Source organism: Streptomyces sp. NPDC050636, assembly GCF_040654775.1.
GTDB lineage: Bacteria > Actinomycetota > Actinomycetes > Streptomycetales > Streptomycetaceae > Streptomyces.
Genome location: NZ_JBFAIP010000082.1, coordinates 1 through 18,751 on the forward strand (window position 1 = coordinate 1; position 18,751 = coordinate 18,751).

Annotated in this window: 18 protein-coding genes; 7 read left to right on the plus strand and 11 right to left on the minus strand. The window is 67.5% G+C overall.

Translation table 11 applies throughout. The features are described 5' to 3' along the window. Nucleotides 1-350: 350 nt before the first annotated feature. The 4 genes from AB0I10_RS32900 to hemC form a co-directional block, all read right to left on the minus strand. A complete protein-coding gene (locus tag AB0I10_RS32900; protein ID WP_363156337.1) occupies nt 351-1,082 on the minus strand; it encodes a hypothetical protein in 732 nt (243 codons plus the stop codon). Nucleotides 1,083-1,445: 363 nt separating this feature from the next. After that, nucleotides 1,446-2,777, minus strand: a complete 1,332-nt coding sequence (locus AB0I10_RS32905; RefSeq protein WP_363156338.1) for a DUF2252 domain-containing protein — start codon at nt 2,775-2,777, stop codon at nt 1,446-1,448. 72 nt (nt 2,778-2,849) lie between these two features. Next, nucleotides 2,850-3,236: a hypothetical protein gene (locus tag AB0I10_RS32910; protein ID WP_363156339.1), complete on the minus strand. Its 387-nt coding sequence runs from the start codon at nt 3,234-3,236 to the stop codon at nt 2,850-2,852. A gap of 449 nt (nt 3,237-3,685) precedes the next feature. After that, nucleotides 3,686-4,621 (minus strand): hydroxymethylbilane synthase, encoded by a 936-nt coding sequence (gene hemC / locus AB0I10_RS32915; RefSeq protein WP_363156340.1) that lies wholly within the window; start codon nt 4,619-4,621, stop codon nt 3,686-3,688. A 783-nt stretch (nt 4,622-5,404) separates the two neighbouring features. On the opposite strand from hemC, the gene AB0I10_RS32920 reads away from it, so the two are divergent. From AB0I10_RS32920 to AB0I10_RS32930, 3 genes are all read left to right on the plus strand, one after another. Continuing rightward, nucleotides 5,405-5,734, plus strand: a complete 330-nt coding sequence (locus AB0I10_RS32920) for an Lsr2 family protein (protein ID WP_363156341.1) — start codon at nt 5,405-5,407, stop codon at nt 5,732-5,734. Between the two features lie 125 nt (nt 5,735-5,859). After that, nucleotides 5,860-6,411 (plus strand): hypothetical protein, encoded by a 552-nt coding sequence (locus tag AB0I10_RS32925; RefSeq protein ID WP_363156342.1) that lies wholly within the window; start codon nt 5,860-5,862, stop codon nt 6,409-6,411. A gap of 218 nt (nt 6,412-6,629) precedes the next feature. Further along, nucleotides 6,630-7,637 carry an AsnC family transcriptional regulator gene (locus AB0I10_RS32930; RefSeq protein WP_363156343.1) on the plus strand — a complete coding sequence of 336 codons (1,008 nt, stop codon included), beginning with the start codon at nt 6,630-6,632 and terminating at the stop codon, nt 7,635-7,637. Between the two features lie 82 nt (nt 7,638-7,719). On the opposite strand, the gene AB0I10_RS32935 is transcribed toward AB0I10_RS32930, so the two are convergent. Further along, nucleotides 7,720-9,180, minus strand: a complete 1,461-nt coding sequence (locus AB0I10_RS32935) for an MFS transporter (RefSeq protein WP_363156344.1) — start codon at nt 9,178-9,180, stop codon at nt 7,720-7,722. Nucleotides 9,181-9,486: 306 nt separating this feature from the next. On the opposite strand from AB0I10_RS32935, the gene AB0I10_RS32940 reads away from it, so the two are divergent. From AB0I10_RS32940 to AB0I10_RS32955, 4 genes are all read left to right on the plus strand, one after another. Continuing rightward, nucleotides 9,487-9,690 carry a hypothetical protein gene (locus AB0I10_RS32940; RefSeq protein ID WP_363156345.1) on the plus strand — a complete coding sequence of 68 codons (204 nt, stop codon included), beginning with the start codon at nt 9,487-9,489 and terminating at the stop codon, nt 9,688-9,690. Nucleotides 9,691-9,716: 26 nt separating this feature from the next. Further along, nucleotides 9,717-10,304 (plus strand): RNA polymerase sigma factor, encoded by a 588-nt coding sequence (locus tag AB0I10_RS32945; RefSeq protein WP_363156346.1) that lies wholly within the window; start codon nt 9,717-9,719, stop codon nt 10,302-10,304. After that, entirely contained in the window at nt 10,301-11,107 is an 807-nt protein-coding gene (locus AB0I10_RS32950) for an MGMT family protein (RefSeq protein ID WP_363156347.1), read from the plus strand. The genes AB0I10_RS32945 and AB0I10_RS32950 overlap by 4 nt, the downstream gene beginning before the upstream one ends. Before the next feature lie 110 nt (nt 11,108-11,217). Then, nucleotides 11,218-11,784 carry a methylated-DNA--[protein]-cysteine S-methyltransferase gene (locus AB0I10_RS32955; protein ID WP_363156348.1) on the plus strand — a complete coding sequence of 189 codons (567 nt, stop codon included), beginning with the start codon at nt 11,218-11,220 and terminating at the stop codon, nt 11,782-11,784. A gap of 17 nt (nt 11,785-11,801) precedes the next feature. On the opposite strand, the gene AB0I10_RS32960 is transcribed toward AB0I10_RS32955, so the two are convergent. From AB0I10_RS32960 to AB0I10_RS32985, 6 genes are all read right to left on the minus strand, one after another. Next, on the minus strand, nt 11,802-12,458 hold the full coding sequence (locus AB0I10_RS32960) for a LysE family translocator (RefSeq protein ID WP_363156349.1): 657 nt from the start codon (nt 12,456-12,458) through the stop codon (nt 11,802-11,804). A 115-nt stretch (nt 12,459-12,573) separates the two neighbouring features. Further along, nucleotides 12,574-13,845: an ATP-grasp domain-containing protein gene (locus tag AB0I10_RS32965; protein WP_363156350.1), complete on the minus strand. Its 1,272-nt coding sequence runs from the start codon at nt 13,843-13,845 to the stop codon at nt 12,574-12,576. Nucleotides 13,846-13,971: 126 nt separating this feature from the next. Then, entirely contained in the window at nt 13,972-14,292 is a 321-nt protein-coding gene (locus AB0I10_RS32970; RefSeq protein ID WP_363156351.1) for a Rieske 2Fe-2S domain-containing protein, read from the minus strand. Further along, nucleotides 14,292-15,710 (minus strand): iron-containing redox enzyme family protein, encoded by a 1,419-nt coding sequence (locus tag AB0I10_RS32975; RefSeq protein ID WP_363156352.1) that lies wholly within the window; start codon nt 15,708-15,710, stop codon nt 14,292-14,294. The genes AB0I10_RS32970 and AB0I10_RS32975 overlap by 1 nt, the downstream gene beginning before the upstream one ends. Nucleotides 15,711-15,749: 39 nt before the next feature. Continuing rightward, the gene (locus tag AB0I10_RS32980; protein ID WP_363156354.1) at nt 15,750-16,835 is read right to left on the minus strand and encodes a 50S ribosomal protein L11 methyltransferase; all 1,086 of its coding nucleotides are present in this window, start codon (nt 16,833-16,835) and stop codon (nt 15,750-15,752) included. A gap of 370 nt (nt 16,836-17,205) precedes the next feature. Beyond that, nucleotides 17,206-18,393 (minus strand): IS701 family transposase, encoded by a 1,188-nt coding sequence (locus AB0I10_RS32985; RefSeq protein WP_363156355.1) that lies wholly within the window; start codon nt 18,391-18,393, stop codon nt 17,206-17,208. Between the last annotated feature and the right edge of the window lie 358 nt (nt 18,394-18,751).

Consider the following 18,751-nt stretch of genomic DNA (forward strand, 5'->3'; position numbering starts at 1 on the left):
CGACACGCTTCGACAAGCTCGCCGTCCGCTACGAAGCCACCATCCAACTCACCCTGATACGGCAAACACTCTGACCACATCTCAAACACGCCTTAGGGCTTGCTCATTCGGATCAGCATGGGACCGCGACGGCTGGCACGGCATCCCCCAGCCAGTCCGGGAGTTGCCCCCAGGCCCCGTCATCGCCAATAGACAAGCCCGTCCCCCAAGCTCACCCTGTCCCTAGGCCACTCGGCGAGAGCCCCCATGTCCATTATGTGGGCGATCACGGCACGGGTGAGGAGCACATGGCCGAGTCCTGGTGGCACGTTCCCGCTACGAGGTCGACTGATCGAGCAGGTCGGCTACGCCTACGTTCGAGCCACGTCTTCCAGTCCCTTGTGGCCCACGTTCGGGGCGCTCATAGCCAGCCAGCCGTGGCCGCGTATCTCGGCGTCGGCGTCAACCGGGGTCGGGTGCACGGACAAGTACTCGCACGCCGTCATGGCGCGGGCCGTGCCCTCGTTGGGCTCGGCCTCGTCGAACTCCGGGTCGAAATCCTCATCGTCGACGGCCAGGAGCTCCCACGGCAGGGGCTCGCCCACCCACTCGGGGTCGCTCTCCTGCGCGTACCGGCGCCGGATGCGACCCTCTTCGGCGACCACCCAGATATCCGCTCCGCCCGCGATATCTTCGAAGAACATCTGCGCCTCGCCGCATCGGACGCTCAGCCGCTCCACGGCTCCCATCATCTCGTCCCAGCCCCAGCCGACGACAGTCTCAAGGTTTCCGAATATCAGGCGCCAGCCGTCGATTTCAGGCGTGACGAAAACGGGGTCGGCGTTCGGCCGGGCCGGCAGGTCGGCCACATCGAGCCCCTCGCGGAACGTGACCGGGACCCGGTCATGGAGGTCCAGCGCTGCGAACAACCCCTCGTAGCTCTCACCAGGCACCACGTACCACCAACTGGTCGGAAGGTAGAACGGCGGCTTCTCCCCGCTCGCCTTGAGCAGGGCGCGACGCGCCAGCAACTTCCTGTCCCGCTCTCCCAGCCGGTCGGTGAATCCGGCCCCCAACAAGGGACCCAGTCGGTTCTCGCTCATGATCCGGAGCTTACGGCGCACCACTGACAATCTCCGCTACTCACGAGCTCGTGCATGGTCGGCGGTGGTGTATGGGAACCGTGATCGTCGATCACGGTCTGTGTGGTTGGGGAAGGGGGCACGCACAACAATCATGCGGAACCGACAGATCACAGGTCCGGCGCCCGATGTCATCGCGGAACTCGTCGCTGAGGCCGGCCCGTTATGGCACGATCGGCATCAGGTCGTCCTGGCTTCGCGGCGGCCTCGCCATCGGGTGATCGGGGCCGGCACGAAGCACAAGCCGGTCTTCGTCGATCGGCTGCCGGCCCACCCTCGTGCACCTTCGCCAAGGCGACAACGCAGACAGCGAATTCAGGGAACTCAGCTGGACTCGGCCGAGACGCGCCCCTCGCGGACCGCGTCCACGAGCGCTTGATGGTCGCGCTCGTTCTGGTCCGCGTAGCTCTCGGCGAACCGGACCAGGGCCCTGTCGAACACATCGCCGCGACCGAGATACGCGGCGATCGCGATGCGGTCACCGGACCTGGCGTGCGCACGGGCAAGCGTGGCCCCACACAGCACGGCGAACCACCGCATACCGACAGGCACCATGATGTCCGGCTCTGCAACACCCTTCCAGTCGCGCAACTGACGTACGTAGAAGTCGCGTTGACGCCCATCGATGCCCGTGGTCCGCTCCCAGCCCAGGAAGATGTCGCTCGCGGCCTGCATCAACCGCTGCCCCGTGACCACCCGTTCGCCTTGGTTGGCGTACCGGCTTGCACGGGTGTGCGCGGCGAGCACGGACTCATCGGCCTCCTTGGCCTGTAGCAGGAGCGGGTCCTCCGCATCCTTCCCGAGCAACAGGAAGATCCAGCAGCGGGTACCCACACTGCCGACACCGACGACCTTGCGAGCCATGTCGACGACGCGGTACTGGTTCAGCAGGCTTCGATGATCCGACCGGAGACTGTGTCCGTAACCCTCCACCACCTCACGCACCACTTCCGCCACCCGGTCTCGCTCGAATCCCGGGAGCAGATCGCCCAGCGGCACGATCAAGGGCGGATCGGCGGCGAACCGGACCTCGCCGGCGCTCACCCGGGTCAGCTTGCGGAACGCCTGCAGGGTGTCGTGAGAGCGAGCCTGCTCCACGGCACGCGACAGCCGCTTACGACCGACGCTGCCGAGTTCCGGCGCCACCTCGACCTGGACATCGTCCATGTCGGCATGGGCGTACCAGACATCGAGGGTGCGCATACCGGCGTAACGGCGCATCTGCTCGCGGTAGGACGCGCAGGCGGCCCGGACGATCTCGTCGCGCACGTTCTCGCCGAATCCGTTACTCCGTGCCGCGATGACAAGGCTGGCCGCCAGTCTTTTGACGTCCCATTCCCAGGGCCCGGGGAGGGTCTCGTCGAAGTCGTTGATGTCGAACATCAGGTGGCGCTCGGGGGACGCCAGCAGCCGGAAGTTCAGCATATGGGCGTCTCCGCACAGCTGAGCCGTCAGCCCCGTGGACGGGGTGATGGCCAGGTCTGCCGCCATAATCGCGGCGGCACCGCGGTAAAACCGGAACGGCGACTCCATCATCCGGCCGTAGCGGATGGGCACCAATTCCGGGACGCGGACCGCCGATTGCTCCTCGATGATGTCAATCGGATCGGCCCGGGAGGCCGCCGCGGAGAACTCCGCATGGCTGGAGCGGGGCACCTCGGCACGAAGCGCCCTGCCCCGTTCCGCGCGGTCTTGCGCAGTGAAAGCCGCGGTTTCGGAAGCCATGACTCAGGTCACTGCCCGGTGCTCTCCCGCGCACAGCGCCCAAATGATGAAGATGTCGATGGCTAGCAGCGTGATGGCCCAGAACGGGTAGTGGGGGATCCACAGGAAGTTCGCGACCGCGCCGAGCCCCGCCAGGACGACGCCGACCATACGCGCCCAGATGGCGTTTCCGACCAGTGCAATGCCGGCGAGGAAGATGATGATGCCCAGGATGAGATGGATCCATCCCCAGCCCGTGAGGTCGTACGAGAAGACGTAGTTCCGGGTCGTGACGAAGACATCGTCCTTGGCGATGGCGGAAATGCCTTCCAGGAAGGTCATGACGCCGCCGAAAATCATCAGGACAGCGGCAAATAGCGTCCACCCGCTGGCACGTTGCCGAGAGGCCATGGGTTGCTCCCTACTTGAGAAACCTGGCCGTCGACCACCGACACCGTTTCCGTCAGCGGTCGGGCTTTTCTTCCACGGTTCCACACGTACGAGTCAGCCGCATCTCCTCCGCGATTGCCCGGTATGTGTGCTCCCTGTGCACGGCACAACAACGGGACATCGTGACCGCGGGTACCGATCCAATTCGCAGCGTAATCGGCGTGTGGATGCGGAAGTGGATACAGATGCAGATTCAGATGCGGATGTGGATGTGAATACGAACGTGGATGCGGGTGCGGATCTGGATGCGGGTGCGTATGCGTATGCGGCAAGGGTTTCTTGCGGTATTTCATGCCGCATTCCGCGCCGTATTCCTTGCCGTACTTCTCTCCGTACGTCATCGCGCTTCTCGTTGGCGATACGGCGAACGGCAAGCATCGATGCGCAGGGCAAGCTGACAGCAGCGAAAGCTAGTGCGCGATGTTGTCGATCAGCTCGCGCGCACCCTGGCGCAGGAGGGCGACGGCGACGGACGTGCCGAGCGTCTCTGGCGTGAGCGGGCCGGCCCACTCGTGAGCATTGAGGACCGTCTTGCCGTCCGGCGTGAAGACGCAGGCCCGCAGCGACAGTTCACCGCGGCGGTCGGTCTTGGCGTAACCAGCAATGGGGCTGTTGCAGTGGCCTTGGAGTACGTGCAGCAGCATCCGCTCGGCAGTGGTTTCGCGGAACGTCGCCGGGTCTCCGAGACCGCTGACCGCGTCGATGGTGGCGGTGTCGTCCTCGCGGCACTGGAGAGCCAGGACGCCCGCACCGATGGGCGGGCACATCATGTCCACCGACAGGATCTCGCTGATCACATCCGTGCGATCGATACGCTCCAGACCGGACACAGCCAGGAGCAGCGCGTCCGCCTCCCCGGCGGCCAGCTTTTCCATCCGCCGGTTGGCGTTGCCCCGCATCGGGACGCACTCAAGGTGCGGATGGGAGGCGGCGAGCTGCGCGATCCGGCGTACCGACGAAGTGCCGATGCGGGTTCCGGTGGGGAGTTCGTCAAGCGTGAGTCCGCCCGGGTGGATCAGGGCATCGCGTACGTCGTCGCGCTTGAGGAAGGCGGCGAAGGTCGTCCCGACGGGGAGCGGCCGGTCGCCGGGGATGTCCTTGACGCAGTGCACCGCGAGATCGGCCTCGCCGGCCAGCAGGGCGGCGTCGACCTCCTTGGTGAATGCGCCCTTTCCCTCGACCTGGGAGAGAGCACCCATCCACCGGTCGCCGGTCGTCTTGACCGGAATGACCTCCGTGGCGGTACCGGGGTGCAGCACGCCCAGCTCAGCGCGGACCCGCTCCACTTGGGCGAGGGCCATCGGAGAGTCACGGGAGACGATACGGATCAGCTCAGGCGCGGACATGCGCCCATGATAGGCCGTCAGTTCAGCGTGTTCGGCCACCGGACCCGACCGCCATCTCAGTGATGCAGTAAGGGGGTTGGGTGCGAAGGCGAACATGCGAACCACGGCACCGCAGCCCACCGATCTACACCGGCGGGAATTCCGACATGAAGACGGAGTGCCCATCGCCCAGCCCCGGCGGCCAATGCGGAACGTCTCGTCGAACACGCCGACGTATCCGAACTCACGGTGCACGGTGGTGCTGCAACCAGGCCACTCTCCCCGTCCATCTCGCCGACTGCGTCAGCCCGATGAGCAGGTTCCGCCCTACCTGCCCGCCGAGGGCACCGAATCGAAGGGGGCGGGACGACGCGATGGGCAGCGATGAGGGGCGACCGCGGGGAGATCTTCTCAGACGATCTGACGGGCTGAGAATTATGGATGAATTCACGCTTGAGCCGGGGCCGCACCACCGACGAGCGCCCCCACCGACGGGCGCATGGTCGAGGCTGGCTAACGCCCCATCAAAGACACGAAAGCTGGTGAGAACTGGATGACATTTGGGAGCCGGTCCCGAAAATTGGTCGGCACGAGTCCAATCCAGTCCAGTCCAGTCCAGTCAGTCCAATCCAATCCAGTCCAGTCCAGTCCAGTCCACGTCGAGCGTGACGACCGTGTGCCGACGCGTTTCCGCCCACATCGCCTGTAGCGTCGGTGCGGCGCGAGGAAACCTCGCCTATCCCGTTTGGATGAGTGGTGAGCTGAGTGGTGGCAGCACACTCGGATGGCCGTAGAATCCCGGCCATGGCACAGAAGATCATCACCATCTATATGGACGACCTCACGGGCGAAGAGTCCTCGGAGGCCGCCACCCACACCCTCTCGCTCGACGGTGTGACGTACGAGCTCGACCTGAGCCCGGACAGCTATGACCAGCTCTTGGAAGCCATGGCACCGTTCACGAGGGTGGGGCGCAAGACCGGGAAGGGGAAGAAGTCCGCTCGCAAGGGGACCCCCAGCGGAGAGAACACCGCAGAAATCAGGGCTTGGGCAAAGGCGAACGGTTATACCGTGAGCGACCGTGGCCGGGTGCCGGCCGAGATTCGCGAGGCGTACGCCAAGGCAAGCAAGTAGGCCAAGTAGCCACGTACGCAGCGAGCGACGGGGCTGCCGGGATCATGGATACCGGCGGCTCCTCGGTCCCTGCGGGAGCTGAACGAGAAAGGTTCCAGGGCTCGCGCCCTCTACGGTGATCGAACATGGAACCGGTGCCCGCGCTCGTCCGCCTGGACAGCCTCTTCATCAATTTCCAGGATTTCGACTTCCCTCAGGGAAGCAGCCACGGCTACCGCTGGGTTGATATCAAGCGCTTTCGCGTGCCGTCGGACATGCCGCCCGCTCTGCCACCCGATATGCACGATGAGCGGAATGTGCTGGCAGCCTTGATCGCCCACCTCGAGTTCCGGGACACCTATGACGGCGGCGGCGTCGATCCGGACGGGACCCGGCACGGCCAGTGGTGGCTGGATCGCATCGCTCCGGACAGCTATCGAGCCGTCGACGACACGGCGGCGATCGGCATCATCGACACCTGGGCCATAGGGCAGGGCACGCTCCCGAAGCAGCTTGAGGCGCGCTTGCGGGCTGAGATCTACAGTCCCATCCGCTCATCAACCGACCGTTTTGCGCTGGGAGACCTGCCCAAGGACGCCGTCCACGACTACGGCCCGATCCATATCGACTTCCACGAACTGGTCCTCATCGACCGCCCCGCGAGCACCGTCACCCTTCTCGTCGCCGCTGACGACTGACTCCGACGAGGAACGACAACCAGGGGCGACGCGCAGGGGCGACGACAACAGGCGACGAGGTACGTGCGACATGACGTGCGACATGACGTGCGATGAGAATGGGAATCTGCAGGCGCTGGTGTGTGTTTGCTCGATTACCTCGATTGCCTCGGCCCCATTTTCTGGCCACGGCAGGCTCGTGGCCAGTCCATGGCGCAGGCTCTGACCGAAGGATGCGCATGCTCGACACGTTGGACCGCGCCCTGATACACGCCCTGCATATCGATGGGCGCGCTCCGTTCAGTCAGATTGCCGCCGCTCTCGACGTTTCCCCGCAGACCGTGGCCCGCCGCTACAGACGCCTGCGGACCGAGGCATCTCTGCGCGTGGTCGGACTCGCCGACCCGCACCGGGCCGGTCAGACGCAGTGGTTGCTCCGGCTGACCGCCGCCGCGAGCACTGCGCAGGACCTGGCCCATGCCCTGGGCCGTCGGCCCGATACCTCGTGGGTCAAGCTGTGTTCCGGCGGCACCGAGATCGTCACGATCAGCCATACGTCGACCGATGCGACGGCCGACAACTCGCTGCTGCTGCGGGACATTCCCCGTACGGCCAATATCACCGCGGTCTCCGCCCACTGCCTGCTGCACACCTATCTCGGAGGCCCAACGAGCTGGCGCAGAAGGGCCAACACCCTCAGCGAAGGGCAACAACGCCTGCTCAGGCGGTCTGAGCAGGCGGAGGCCCCGGACCGCCCGAACCCACGGCAGCTTTCCGAGAGCGATGACGCGCTGCTGGCCGCGCTGCAGAAGGACGGCCGTGCCAGCCACTCCGAACTCGCCCAGGCCACCGGGTGGGCACCGGTCACCGTCGCCCGCCGGCTGGCGGACCTTCAGGCTGGCGGTGGCGTGTTCTTCGATGTCGAGGTGGATGCCAAGCTGTTCGGCGCCAATACCCAGGCACTGCTGTGGATGTCCGTGCGCCCGGCACACCTGGAGCATGTCGCGACAACCCTGGCCGGCCACGACGAACTCGCTTTTGTCGCCGCCACCACCGGCCCCACCAACCTGGTCGCTCAGGCGCTGTGCAGTGATCCTGCGGACCTGCACCACTACCTCACCCGGCGGCTCGGCTCTCTCGACGCCATCCAGTCCCTGGAAACCAGTCCGGTACTGCGGATTCTCAAGGCGGCAAGCCCGGTAATCACTGACTTGGTGCCGCGCAGAGCCGCCCCACCCCGCCGCTGAGGTCCCAGCCGCGACACGCACTCCCGTCACACACTCGTTCTCACACACTCCTTCTCACCCGCTCTCTGCCACGCGCTCCGTCTCACGCGGACTGGCTCGCAGTCGCGCCCTCCTCCTGCGTACGCCGCTCAATCATCAGCCTGCTGCTGAGGACACTCGCGGCGAGCAGCCCGACAGCAATCCAGAAGGCGATTTGGACAGCGTGGAGCGCGGCGACCGGGCCACCGGATCCGGCGTTGTTGAGATAGATGCTGCCGAGCACCGCGACACCGAGGGTGGCGCCGATCTGCTGGACGGCATTGAGCAGACCGGCGGCCGAGCCGATCTCCTGCGGCATCACCGGGCGCAGTGCGACGGTGAAGAACGCCGGGCTGAACATTCCGATGCCCAGACCGACCACGCCGAGCGCGACCAGCAGCGGCTTCGGGTATTCCGTCGCGCCGGCCCGGTGGTACGCCGCCACGGCGGCCAGCAGGCCCAGCAACAGCACCGCGAGCCCGACCGTCATGACGTGGTGTCCGTAGCGCTTCACCAGGTGGGCGCCCCCGACCCAGGACGCCACCGCCAGACCGACGGACCAAGGGGCGAGCGAGAGCCCCGCGGTGAGTACGTCGGTTCCCAGCCCGAGTTGGAGGTGCAGGACGACAACCATCATCAGACCGGTCGTCACCGAGAAGAAGAGCATGGACGTCACCAGAGCACCCAGGAACCCGCGACGTGCGAAGAGGCTGGGCTCCACCAGCGGGCTGCGACCTCGCGCGGAGACGCTGCGCTGATGCGCCGCGAAACCGATCACGACGGCCATGCCGAGACCGATGGCGCCCCAGCTCCAGACCGACATACGGGTCACATCGGCGCCGATCAGGGGATACACGATCAGCCCGATGCCGGTCATGGCCAGCGCGGTGCCGGTCAGATCCAGCGTCGGCCGCTTCGGCGCACGGTCTTCGAGCAGCTTCGGCGTCACGGCGAGAACACCGAGCGAGAGCGGAACGTTGACCAGGAAGCAGGCACGCCACGAGGACCCGAAGAGGTCGGCGTGTGTCAGCACTCCGCCGAGAACGGGCCCGCAGACGGCGGCGAAACCCATCACCGGGCCGATGCTGCCCATCGCCTTGGCCATCTCATCGCCCGCGAACATCGCTTTGATCAGCCCGATGGTCTGCGGGATGATCACCGCGGCCGCGGCGCCCTGCACGATACGGAAGGCGATCAGCAGCCCGACGGAAGGGGCCAGGGCGCAGGCGATCGACGCGAGCATGAACGTCGTGACGCCGATCGTGAAGATTCGCCGTCGCCCAGCGATATCACCGAGACGTCCCCCAGTGATGAGCAGTACCGCAAACGGCAGAGTGTAGGCCGTAGTGAACCATTGGATGTCGGACACGGACCCGCCCAGATCCGCGTGCATGGCCGGCGCGGCAACCTGCACGATCGTCGAGTCCAGCAAATTCATCGCCTCGCCGAGCAGCAATGCGGCCAGTGCCGGCCATCGCCATTGGTAGGCCGTGGCTGCGGGCGTCGTCAGTATGCTCTCCGCCATTTGGATTTCCCCTCCGCCGATGTCTGTCCGACCAGGGACGGAGAACCTTCGTCGGAACGCCTCCCGGCCGGGCACCAGCGTGCGGTTGTGTCTCGGCCGGGTTCCAGCCAGAGGCCGGTGATGGCAGATTTCTTCCATCAACATCGCCTGCTGTGTGAATTACACACGCAGCGGAGAGATTTCGGGCGACCGTGAGCCGTGGAGGGACGTTCAGGAACTGGGACGAACTCCCCGTCACCTCATGACGGGACTCGCGGCCGGTTACTGCTCGCCCTGGCGGTGATGACGGCGCTGCCGAGGATGTGCTTGGTCATCACGATGCGCAACGCGCAGAACCCTGAGCTGCTACGCCGCCAGCAGCAGATGCTCGGCGACCTGAGGGAAGCTCGGTCGGACATCCGTACCCTGCGCCTGGAGACCGCCCAGACTGTCATCGAGCCGGGCACCGGCGTGGCGGAGCCGCAGGGAGAGACGGGCGACGAAGCGCCTGTCCAGCCTGTGCAACCATGAGAAGCCCATCGGTGTTTCTGTGAGTGATGGACGAGACAGCCGAGCCACTCTGCGAACGCCTGGCGACGGATCTGGACGACGGTTTCACGGAACTGGTCCGGGTCCACGCCTCAGCGGTCCATGCCTTCTTGCTCCGGGTGACGGGATTCGCCGCCGAAGCGGACGACTTGGGCCAGGAGACGTTCCTGCGCGCCTACACGGCACTGCAGGGGTACTCCCCGCAACGCCGCCGTGCGTTGCGGCCACGCGCCTGGCTGATGACGATCGCCGCGAACGTGTGGCGCAACCATGTGCGCACCTGTGTCCGCCGGCCCGTCGCAGCGGCGCGTGTGGAGGACTCATGCGAGAGCTGGCCGGCCGAGGGGCCGGGGCCGCAGGAGCACGCCGAGACGGCGGCCGACCGGGCGCTGCTGGTCGCGGCGCTCGCCCGATTACCTGAGCCGGCCCGCGTCGCGGTAGTGCTGCGGCATGTGGTCGGGATGAGTTACGCCGAAGTGGCCGAGGTGCAGAAATGCCCGGTCGGTACGGTCAAGGCTCAGGTGTCGAGAGGGATCGGCACCCTGCGTCAACTGCTGGAACCGCAAGTCGCGTTGCTGAGGGAGGTGACGATGTGAACCGAGGTGGGGAAAGGACCGCGCAGCCGGACGGTGGCGTAGAGGCGTCCTTGGCGGGACTCGCGGGTCCCGCTCCGACGGACTTCGCCGCACGGGTGCTGCAGCGGGTCGGAATCCCGAGGGACCGGTACGACATGTACCTGCACCTCGACGCGCCCGCCGGCGGGCTGTACGTCGCGTATGGAGCGGAAGCCGTGACCGGAGCGGCGCTCGGGAGAACCGTGCCCGGCCCCGAGGGGTTCGAGGAAGCACACCTCGCGCGCACCGGACGGAGCGCGATCCGTACGACGAGGCCCCTGCCGGGGCTGAGGACCGCCCTGCGCACCGGGCGTGCCAAGGGTCTGCGGATCGATCTGCCGGAGCTCACGGAAGCGGAGCGGACCGTGCTCGATGCGGTACGCACCATTCCACGCGGCCAGTTGCGGCCGCTCGCCTGGGTGGCGCGGGAGGCCGCGCTCTCCGGCACCGCCGCTGTCAGCGAGGCTCTTGAGGTCAACCCGGTGCCGCTGCTGATCCCCTGCCACCGGGTCACCTTCGACGGTGGCGGTCCCTGCGACCTGCGGTACGGGCCCATAGTCGGCGCGGTGCTGCGCGGCGCCGAGGGTGTCGGCGACGAGTTGGTGGGGCTGTCCCGTAAGGGGACGGTGTTCCTCGGCAGCGACACCACCCGTATCTACTGCCATCCGACCTGTGCCCATGCACGCCGGATCACCCCACCCCACCAGGTGCCGTTCCGCTCGGCACGGGCCGCCCGGGAGGCGGGATACCGGGCTTGCAAGAGCTGCCGGCCGATAGCTGCGTGAGGTCCCATCGCGGTGTGCGGGTCCATCGCGCCAGGTGGGACACAGCGGCGTGCCGGAAGCCGCGAAGGAAGGGACAGCCAGTCATGTCGCCCAGCCGGGAGGAAGACGTTATGCGGAACGTCATTGAGACCAGTAGTCGCAGTGCGGCGAACGAAGCGGCGGACGCCGTGATCGTCGCCGAGCACCACACCCCGATCGGTCGTCTGGCGCTCGCCGCCACCGATGAAGCCCTGCTCTACTGCGGCTTCTTCCCACCGGACGCAGTACGGCAACGGCTTGCGGCAGGTGCTCGGGACTGTGTGGACGAGTCCGCGGCCGGCCCCGGCCGGCTGGGGGTGATACAGGAGGCGCGCGGTCAGCTCGATGCCTTCCTCGCGGGGAAGCGGCGCTCCTTCTCCGTGCCGGTGGACCCGAGCCTGGCCACACCGTTCAGCAAGGAGGTCGTGCTGGCGGTCGCGGAGCAGGTTCCGTACGGCGGGACGGCGACCTACGGGGAACTGGCCGCCGCGGTACATCGTCCCGGTTCTGCGCGAGCGGTCGGCAAGGCCCTGGGGGCGAACCCCCTGTGCGTCGTGCTGCCCTGCCATCGCATCGTCGGTGCCTCGGGCCGGCTGACGGGTTACGCGGGCGGTGTCGCCGCCAAGCGTTTCCTGCTCGACCTGGAGTGTCGAGGCTGACCCGATGGCGCGGCCGCTCACCCGCCGAGTCCCAGCCGGACGGCGAAACCAATGAACACTGTCCCCACCACCGCCTCGACCACTCGCGCCATGCCGGCGCCCACATCCGGCCGGCGCGCGGCCACCCAGCGGCGCAGCAGATGCACGGCGCCGCTCAGGAAGGCCAACCACAGTGCCGCCAGCGACAGATGGATGATGGCGAGCACCGCCATCGTGCGCGCCGGGGGCTCCCCGGGTGGTACGAACTGCGGGAGGAACGCCAGCAGGAACAGTCCGACCTTCGGGTTGGTGCCGGTGCACAGCAGGCCCTGCAGCCAGCAGCGCCGCAGGGACACCGGGGTCGGCTGCCCAGAGTCCTCCCCCGGCTTGTCCGACGGATGCGGGCCCTGCGGGCGCAGCGCGGCACGCAGTGCTCGTATGCCCCACAGCAGCATGACCGCCGCACCGCACCAGCGGACGGCGGTGAACAACTCCGGCTTGCCGGCGAGCACGAGGGACACCCCGCTGATGGCGAGCGCTGCATGGGCGGCGCCCGCCGTCAACATGCCCGCCGCAGCGGCGAGCGCGGGAGCGCGCCGCCCGGTGCGCAGCACCAACTGGGCGACCAGCGCCGCGTCCGGCCCAGGTGTCGTGATCACAAGCAGCGAACTGCCCAGGAACAACCCGCTGATCATGAGCACTTCCCAAGGCGCTCACTATCAGCCGGCCTTCCGGGACGCCGACCGCAGTGATCACGACCGGACGTACGAGGTCCGCGTGAGCAGGCGGTGGCCCCTGGGCCGGGACGGCTCATGCCGCGTCCGCCTCTTCCAGCTCCAGCAGCGACTCGATCCGCCGGATCGCGGCGTGATCGGCGTCGAGCTGCGCCGGATCCTCGTGGGCGAGTACCACGAACCCGAGGGACAGTGTGCCCAGCAGGTCCTTCGTCGGGGCGATCCGGTCGCCGTTGCGCACCGCCACCGCCGAGATATGATGGCTCGTCACTTCCTTTATGGCATCGAGAATTTCTGCGTTGCGGACCACCCCGGACGACCGGCTGATCAGAAACACCACGCGCACCCGGCGGCGCAGCTCATAGCCGGACGCCACCGGTACCCGGCCGGTGAAGTACGCCACCGCCCGGTCGACTTGGCTGTCTCCGGTCGCGGCGCGGCAGAAGCGGGGGTGGCCGCCGCCGTGCGGACGGGCATTGACCTCGATCAGCCGCGGCCCGTCGGCGGTCATCATCACCTCGACATGTGCGGCCCCCCACCGGAAGCCGACCGCGTCCAGCACGCCCCGGGTGTAGCGGACCAGCTCCGGCACCTCGGGCCGGCCCTCGGGAAGCCAGTCCATGGACTCGTACACCGCCATCTGCCCGCCGCTGTCGACCTTGCGATAGCGGCACACATCGGTGACGGTGTGTGTGCCCCCGTGGCTGAAGACGTCCACGACATACTCAGTGCCCGTCGCGTACTCCTGCACCAGCATCTGGTCGTTGCGGATCTGCCACTGGTTCAGCTGCCCGAGCTGCGCCTCGAACTCCTGGCGCCAGCCGCGCCCGCCGACGATCCGTGTCACGCCGTCGGTGCTCGCGCTCTTCGGCGGCTTCACCACCAGGTCGTGGCCGACCAGCCCCTCCCGGTCGATCCAGGCGGCGACCTCGTCCGGATCGTCGCAGCACAGCTGCCGCAGCACCGGCAGCCCGGCCGCGGCAACAGCCTGCGCCATCGCGTACTTGTGACGGCGGGCCGCCGCCAGCGCGGGCACATTCGCGACCTCGGGGACGACCTGTGCCGCCAGCCGATCGGCGAGTTCCACACCGATCTCGGCGCCGGGCAGCACGCAGCGCGGTCGCAGCGCCCGCAGCCGCTCCACCAGCACGCCTTCCGCCGCGCTCCAGGTCAGGACCTCGTCGAAGTCCTCGGGCCGGAAGGACCCGGCGTAGGCCGGCGGGATCTCCGGATACGAAACGACCGCAACCGTAGGGACCCCCACCGCTCGGAAGGCCGGGGCGTACAGGCCGCCGGAGGAGAACGGGTCGACGATGACGGCGGGGCTGCCGGAAGGATACGGAGACACAGCAGGTTTCCTTGTCCGCTCGGTGGAGTCTCGATCAAGTGGGGGCTCGGTTCCGGGTACGGGGCGGTCAGCCGCGGCCGGGACCGTCTGGACGCACACGTCCTGGGTCTCGGCCGCGGTGCGGAGTCACCCCGCCAGATCCACCGACAGCGGCCGGTGTCCGAAGCCGACCGCGGCGTCGGGCTGCCCGGGAAAGACCGCGGTGACGATGTCGCCGCGGCGCACGGCGGGAATCTCCTGCCGCAGCCGGGTCAGCGACGTCTTGCGCTCGTGCCACGGGCACACCAGCCGGTTGCGCTCAGGGGACAGCCCGGCCAGGTGCAGCGGGCCGCCGCGGTGCGGGCAGCGGGCCCGCATCACGAAGGCCCCCTCGTCGGTCCGCGCGTAGACATACGGTTCGCCGGCCACCACCGCGCAGTTGTTCCGGCCGGCCACGGAGAACGTCACTACATGCACTTCTTGTAGTCCCCCACCGAGTGGATCTGATAGACGCACTCCTCGGACTCGATGATCGCGCCGTGCAGACGGTTGCGCTGGATGACGGTGCCCTCGCCCGCTTCGAGGATCTGGTGCGAGTCGAAGCCGGAGACGAACTTCATCGTCCCGGACACGATGTGGCACAGCTCGTCGCCGTCGTGGCAGTGGGTGTTGGACAGTTCGCCGTACGGCTCGACGATGTCGGCGACCGGGGCGGTGACCCGGCCGCTCCTGATCGCGTCCCACACCGGCGCGTGCAGCTTCTTGAACTCGGGGCCGTTGTCCATCCAGCCGATCTGCGTGGCGAAGTCCTCGTCGGCGAGGTCCTGGATGCGGCGGTACTCCTCGATGCCCCGGACGATCTCCGGAATGATCTCCTCGCCGTGCTCCTCGACGAGCGGGCGGATCAGCTTCTCCAGCGCCATCCGGCCGTGGTGCTGGTCGATGTGCACATGCTCGGTGAAGTACTGCGTGTCGGCGCGGTCGCCGAAGACGTCCTTGAGCAGTGCGGTGGCCCGTCGGCAGAAGTCCACCAGCGTGGCCTCGGTGTAGTAGAGCGCGCCGACGTACCGGAAGAACAGTTCGTGATTCTTGCCCAGGTAGTGGAAGTAGTTGTTCATCAGCAGGCTGCTGTTGAGGTAGTACTGCCAGTACCGGTGGACGTCGGTCGCCAGCCCGACCGACTCCAGGGTGCGCTCGAAGAGCTTGCTGTGCTTGGTGTCGTGCACCCCGTAGCCGTACTCATCGATGATGATCTTGAACCATTCGGACTGGGCGGCACCGTAGTAGCCGAGCACGTTCCGGATCATCGGCGAGGCCTCGGAGAGGAAGTCCGGGGCGAACTGGATCAGCCACATCCGGGCAGCGCGCTCGCGGTCGGTGGAGTTGGCGATGGCCTGCTCGGCAAGGGAAGCCCCGGCGGGTTCATGGGCGTTGAGCGATTCCAGATACGCCTCCAGGCTCTCAGCCGTCCACTTCCCGGAGGTCTCCACCTCCTTGTCGAGGAAGCCGAAGGCGTACCGCTCCAGCGCGGGCCGGATCATCTCGCCGAGCACCCGGTTGGTCGGGCTGTAGAACCGCCTGAAGTCCTCCCACTGGCCCTTCAGGCCCGACTTGGGCAGGAAGACCAGGTCGGCCTCGTACACCGTGGTGAGCAGCCGCTGTACGGCCAGGCTGCTGTAGTCCAGTAATTCGTCGCGTCCCGGGACGCGGTCGAGGTCCAGGTGCGCGAGTACCTGCGGGCGCAGCTGACGCCGGTAGGGGTTGTCGCTGTTCTCCCACTCCTCGTTGTCGAGATAGAGCGGGTTGCTCGCATAGCGCACGACCGCGTCGCGCAGCTCCTTGCCGCGCAGCTCGTAGGGCTCGTAGGGGAACGGAGTGTGGCTCATCGGATCAAGTCGGCCTTCCTGTGAGGTGAATGCGGATGCTCAGCGTGCGGAGAGGCGGTAGTCGGTCCAGTGCAGTTCCACGTCCAGCCGGTCGCCCGGGTTGACCGGGACGGGCTTGTCGAACGGGATCAGTGCCTGCATCCAGTGGGACCCGACGTTGTCGGGAGAGTTGCGCAGTACGACTCCGGAGCCGAGGTCCAACTCGAACCAGGCGACCAGCGCATGTGCCGGTCCGGTGGCGGTGGCCGGCACGGTCACCACCCGGCTCCCGGCCTCCAGCGGGCCGGTGAGCAGATCGAAGTCGAGCAGTTCGACGGGGCCGGAGAGGACCTCGTGCGGCCAGGTGTGCAGCCGTACGGGGAAGTGCCCGGGGGTCGATGCCATGTTCATCAGCGATACATCGAATCCGCCGGCGTTTCCCACCCGGTTGAGACCGCTCGCCACATCGCTCTGGATGAGCTGGCCGTACAGCCGCGCCGCGCCGGGGATGAGGACTCCGCCCGGGGCGAGAAGGTGCTCCCGGGCATGGCGCATCGTGGGCAGCAGTCCCTCGCCGATCAGTCCGCAGTCGACGACCTCCGAGATGAGGACATCGACCGGGCGCTCCAGATCGCTGCCCATGGCCAGGTGGGTGGAGCGCTTGTTGACCACGGTGATGACGTCGGACATCCCGTGCTCGGCGATGATCTGGCGTGCGATCTCGGCGAGCAGCGGATTCTCCTCGCAGGTGACGACCCGTCCGGCGCCGGCCCGGGCCGCGGCCATGGCCAGCAGACCGGTGCCGGTGCCGATGTCCAGGACATGGGCACCGGCCGGGATCCGGCGCTCCAGCGCCACGATGAGGGCGTCATTGCGCTCGGTGTCGTTGAGCATCGCGAAGTGCCAGCGCGGGATCGAACGGGTGGCGATCTCGGCGAAGGCCGCGGAGTGCGGGGAGAGCTTCTCCCGGGGCTGGGCCATGGTGTCGAGCGTGGCGGTCACCAGCCGGTTCAGCTCCTGCGCCTGTGTCTGCAACGAGGCGAGCGCGAGCCGCAGCCCCGGAGACCCGTCGACGCCGAGCGCGGTGAATTCCTCGTCCCGGAATTCTGTATTCCCGTTCGTCAGGGAGTTAGCGGAAATACTCATGACAGTGTGTGCACGCTCCTCCGGAATGAATTTCCGAAATGACGGCCGCTGGGATGTGTCATGCCCATGGGGGCAAAGCGGGTCGTTCTTCGCTCAGGACACCATTGGCCACGGGGACCGGGCAAGGGGCAACGGGATGCGCATTCGGAGTGCGTTCCTACTGCGGTACTTGGAGATTCCGTTAAGGAACCGGCAGGGATTTGACGGGGCTTGCCGCCGACCTGCACATGAGCGGCCGCAAAAGAAAAGGAACGCATCGGATTCTGCGCATGCGTCATCCCGGCGCGGCGCCCGGGGCGTCGAACCAGGATGACGGACAGGCGAATTCGTCCGTACGGAACGTGCGAGAGCCGGGTGCGGTGCGGTGTTGTCAGCCGGCCCGGTTCAGGGCGACCGCATGGGCCGCCAATGCCATGAGGGAGAGCGTGATGTGCCGGTACCAGGCGGTCCAGGTGCGGATCTCGTGTCGGTCGAGCCCGGTGTGCAGCCGGGCGGTGTCCAAGTAGCGGCGCGCCTGGTGGCGGGCCAGCGCAGCGGTCATCATGGCGCGGGCTCCGGTGTCCCGCGGTGCGTGCACCAGAAGGCACTCGGTCCGTGGCGCGTCGGGCCGGCGGTGCAGCAATAGGAAGCGGGCGAAGCCATCACAGGGGGGCGCCGTGGGTCCCCAATGCGGCGCGCTCGGCGCCATCACCCGGGCCCATCTGCCGGGAACGGTGCCGGGGTCGCCCGGGACACCCGGGGGCGACCACCAGCGCTGCCTCGGCAGGGCGGCAGCGATCGACGCGGCATCGAGACGCCCGGCAGGTACGGCGAGGACGTAGCCGATACCTTTCTGCTCAAGCCAGCCGCGCAGCGCCTCGTCCTGGCCGTAGTCCTGGCCGCCGCACACCCACTGGAAGGGTACGGACGATGCCTCGGCGCGTTCGATCATCGCCCGCGCCAGCTGGGCCTTGGTCCGGTACGCGAGGCGCTCCTCGGGGACCCCGGCTTTGATGCAGCGTTGCGGATCGTCGGTCCAGGATTCCGGCAGATGCAGCTCACGGTCCATCAGGGCCTGGCCGCGCGGCGAGATATAGGCGGTCATGACCGCGGTCTGGCAGTTCTCCACCCGGCGGGTGAGCTCGGTGTACTGACGGGCCGTGGCGACCGTCTTCGCACCCTTTTTCAGAGCGTCGCTCTGCCCGAGCACAAGCATCGCCCCGGGGTGCCCCAGACATGCGGAGAGATAGCCGCGTACCGTCTCCTGAACGGCGTCGGCATCCCATCGGGCCCGCGTCAGCAGGCGCTGCATCCGCCAGGGCGAAGCGTCCCCCACGCGTTGGGCGAGCTGCCAGGTGTTGCTGCGCCCGCCTACGGCGAGCAGGCCCAGGGCGTACTGCATCGCCTGCGCCCGTGGTTCGGGGCGGGCGAAGAGCGGGCCGATCCGCTGGCCCAACTCTGCGAGAACCGAAGCCAGTTGGTCATCACCGACACAAGCACCCCGCTGTCCGGCAGTGGCGGGCAGGTCTCTGCCGGACAGCGGGTCCGGTATCTGAACGCCGACGGCCTCCGCGGGCACGGGTTTCCGGATGGTTTCCGCGGCCGGCATCGCGGTAGGTAGCGCGACGGCCGTCGGTCTGGTAGCGCACTCGGTAACGATCACTAGAGCTCCTCCGTTGGGCGTGCGGCGGGTACGGCCGCACGCCCGCTCTGGCGCGGTACGTGCTTGATTGCAGATGGGATGAATGCCGCTCACAGAGCAGCGCGAAAACGGACAGAAGCATTCCGGTGTCGCGACCGCGAGTACCCGGTCGCCCGAAGCCGGTCCGCTCTGGCCCTAGGCCCGTTGTGAACCCCCCGTTATGTCCAACAGCCCGGTCGGCGACGAGAAACAAACCCTTGGGCCGGTTTATTTCTTGATCGCTCGAAGCCCCCTG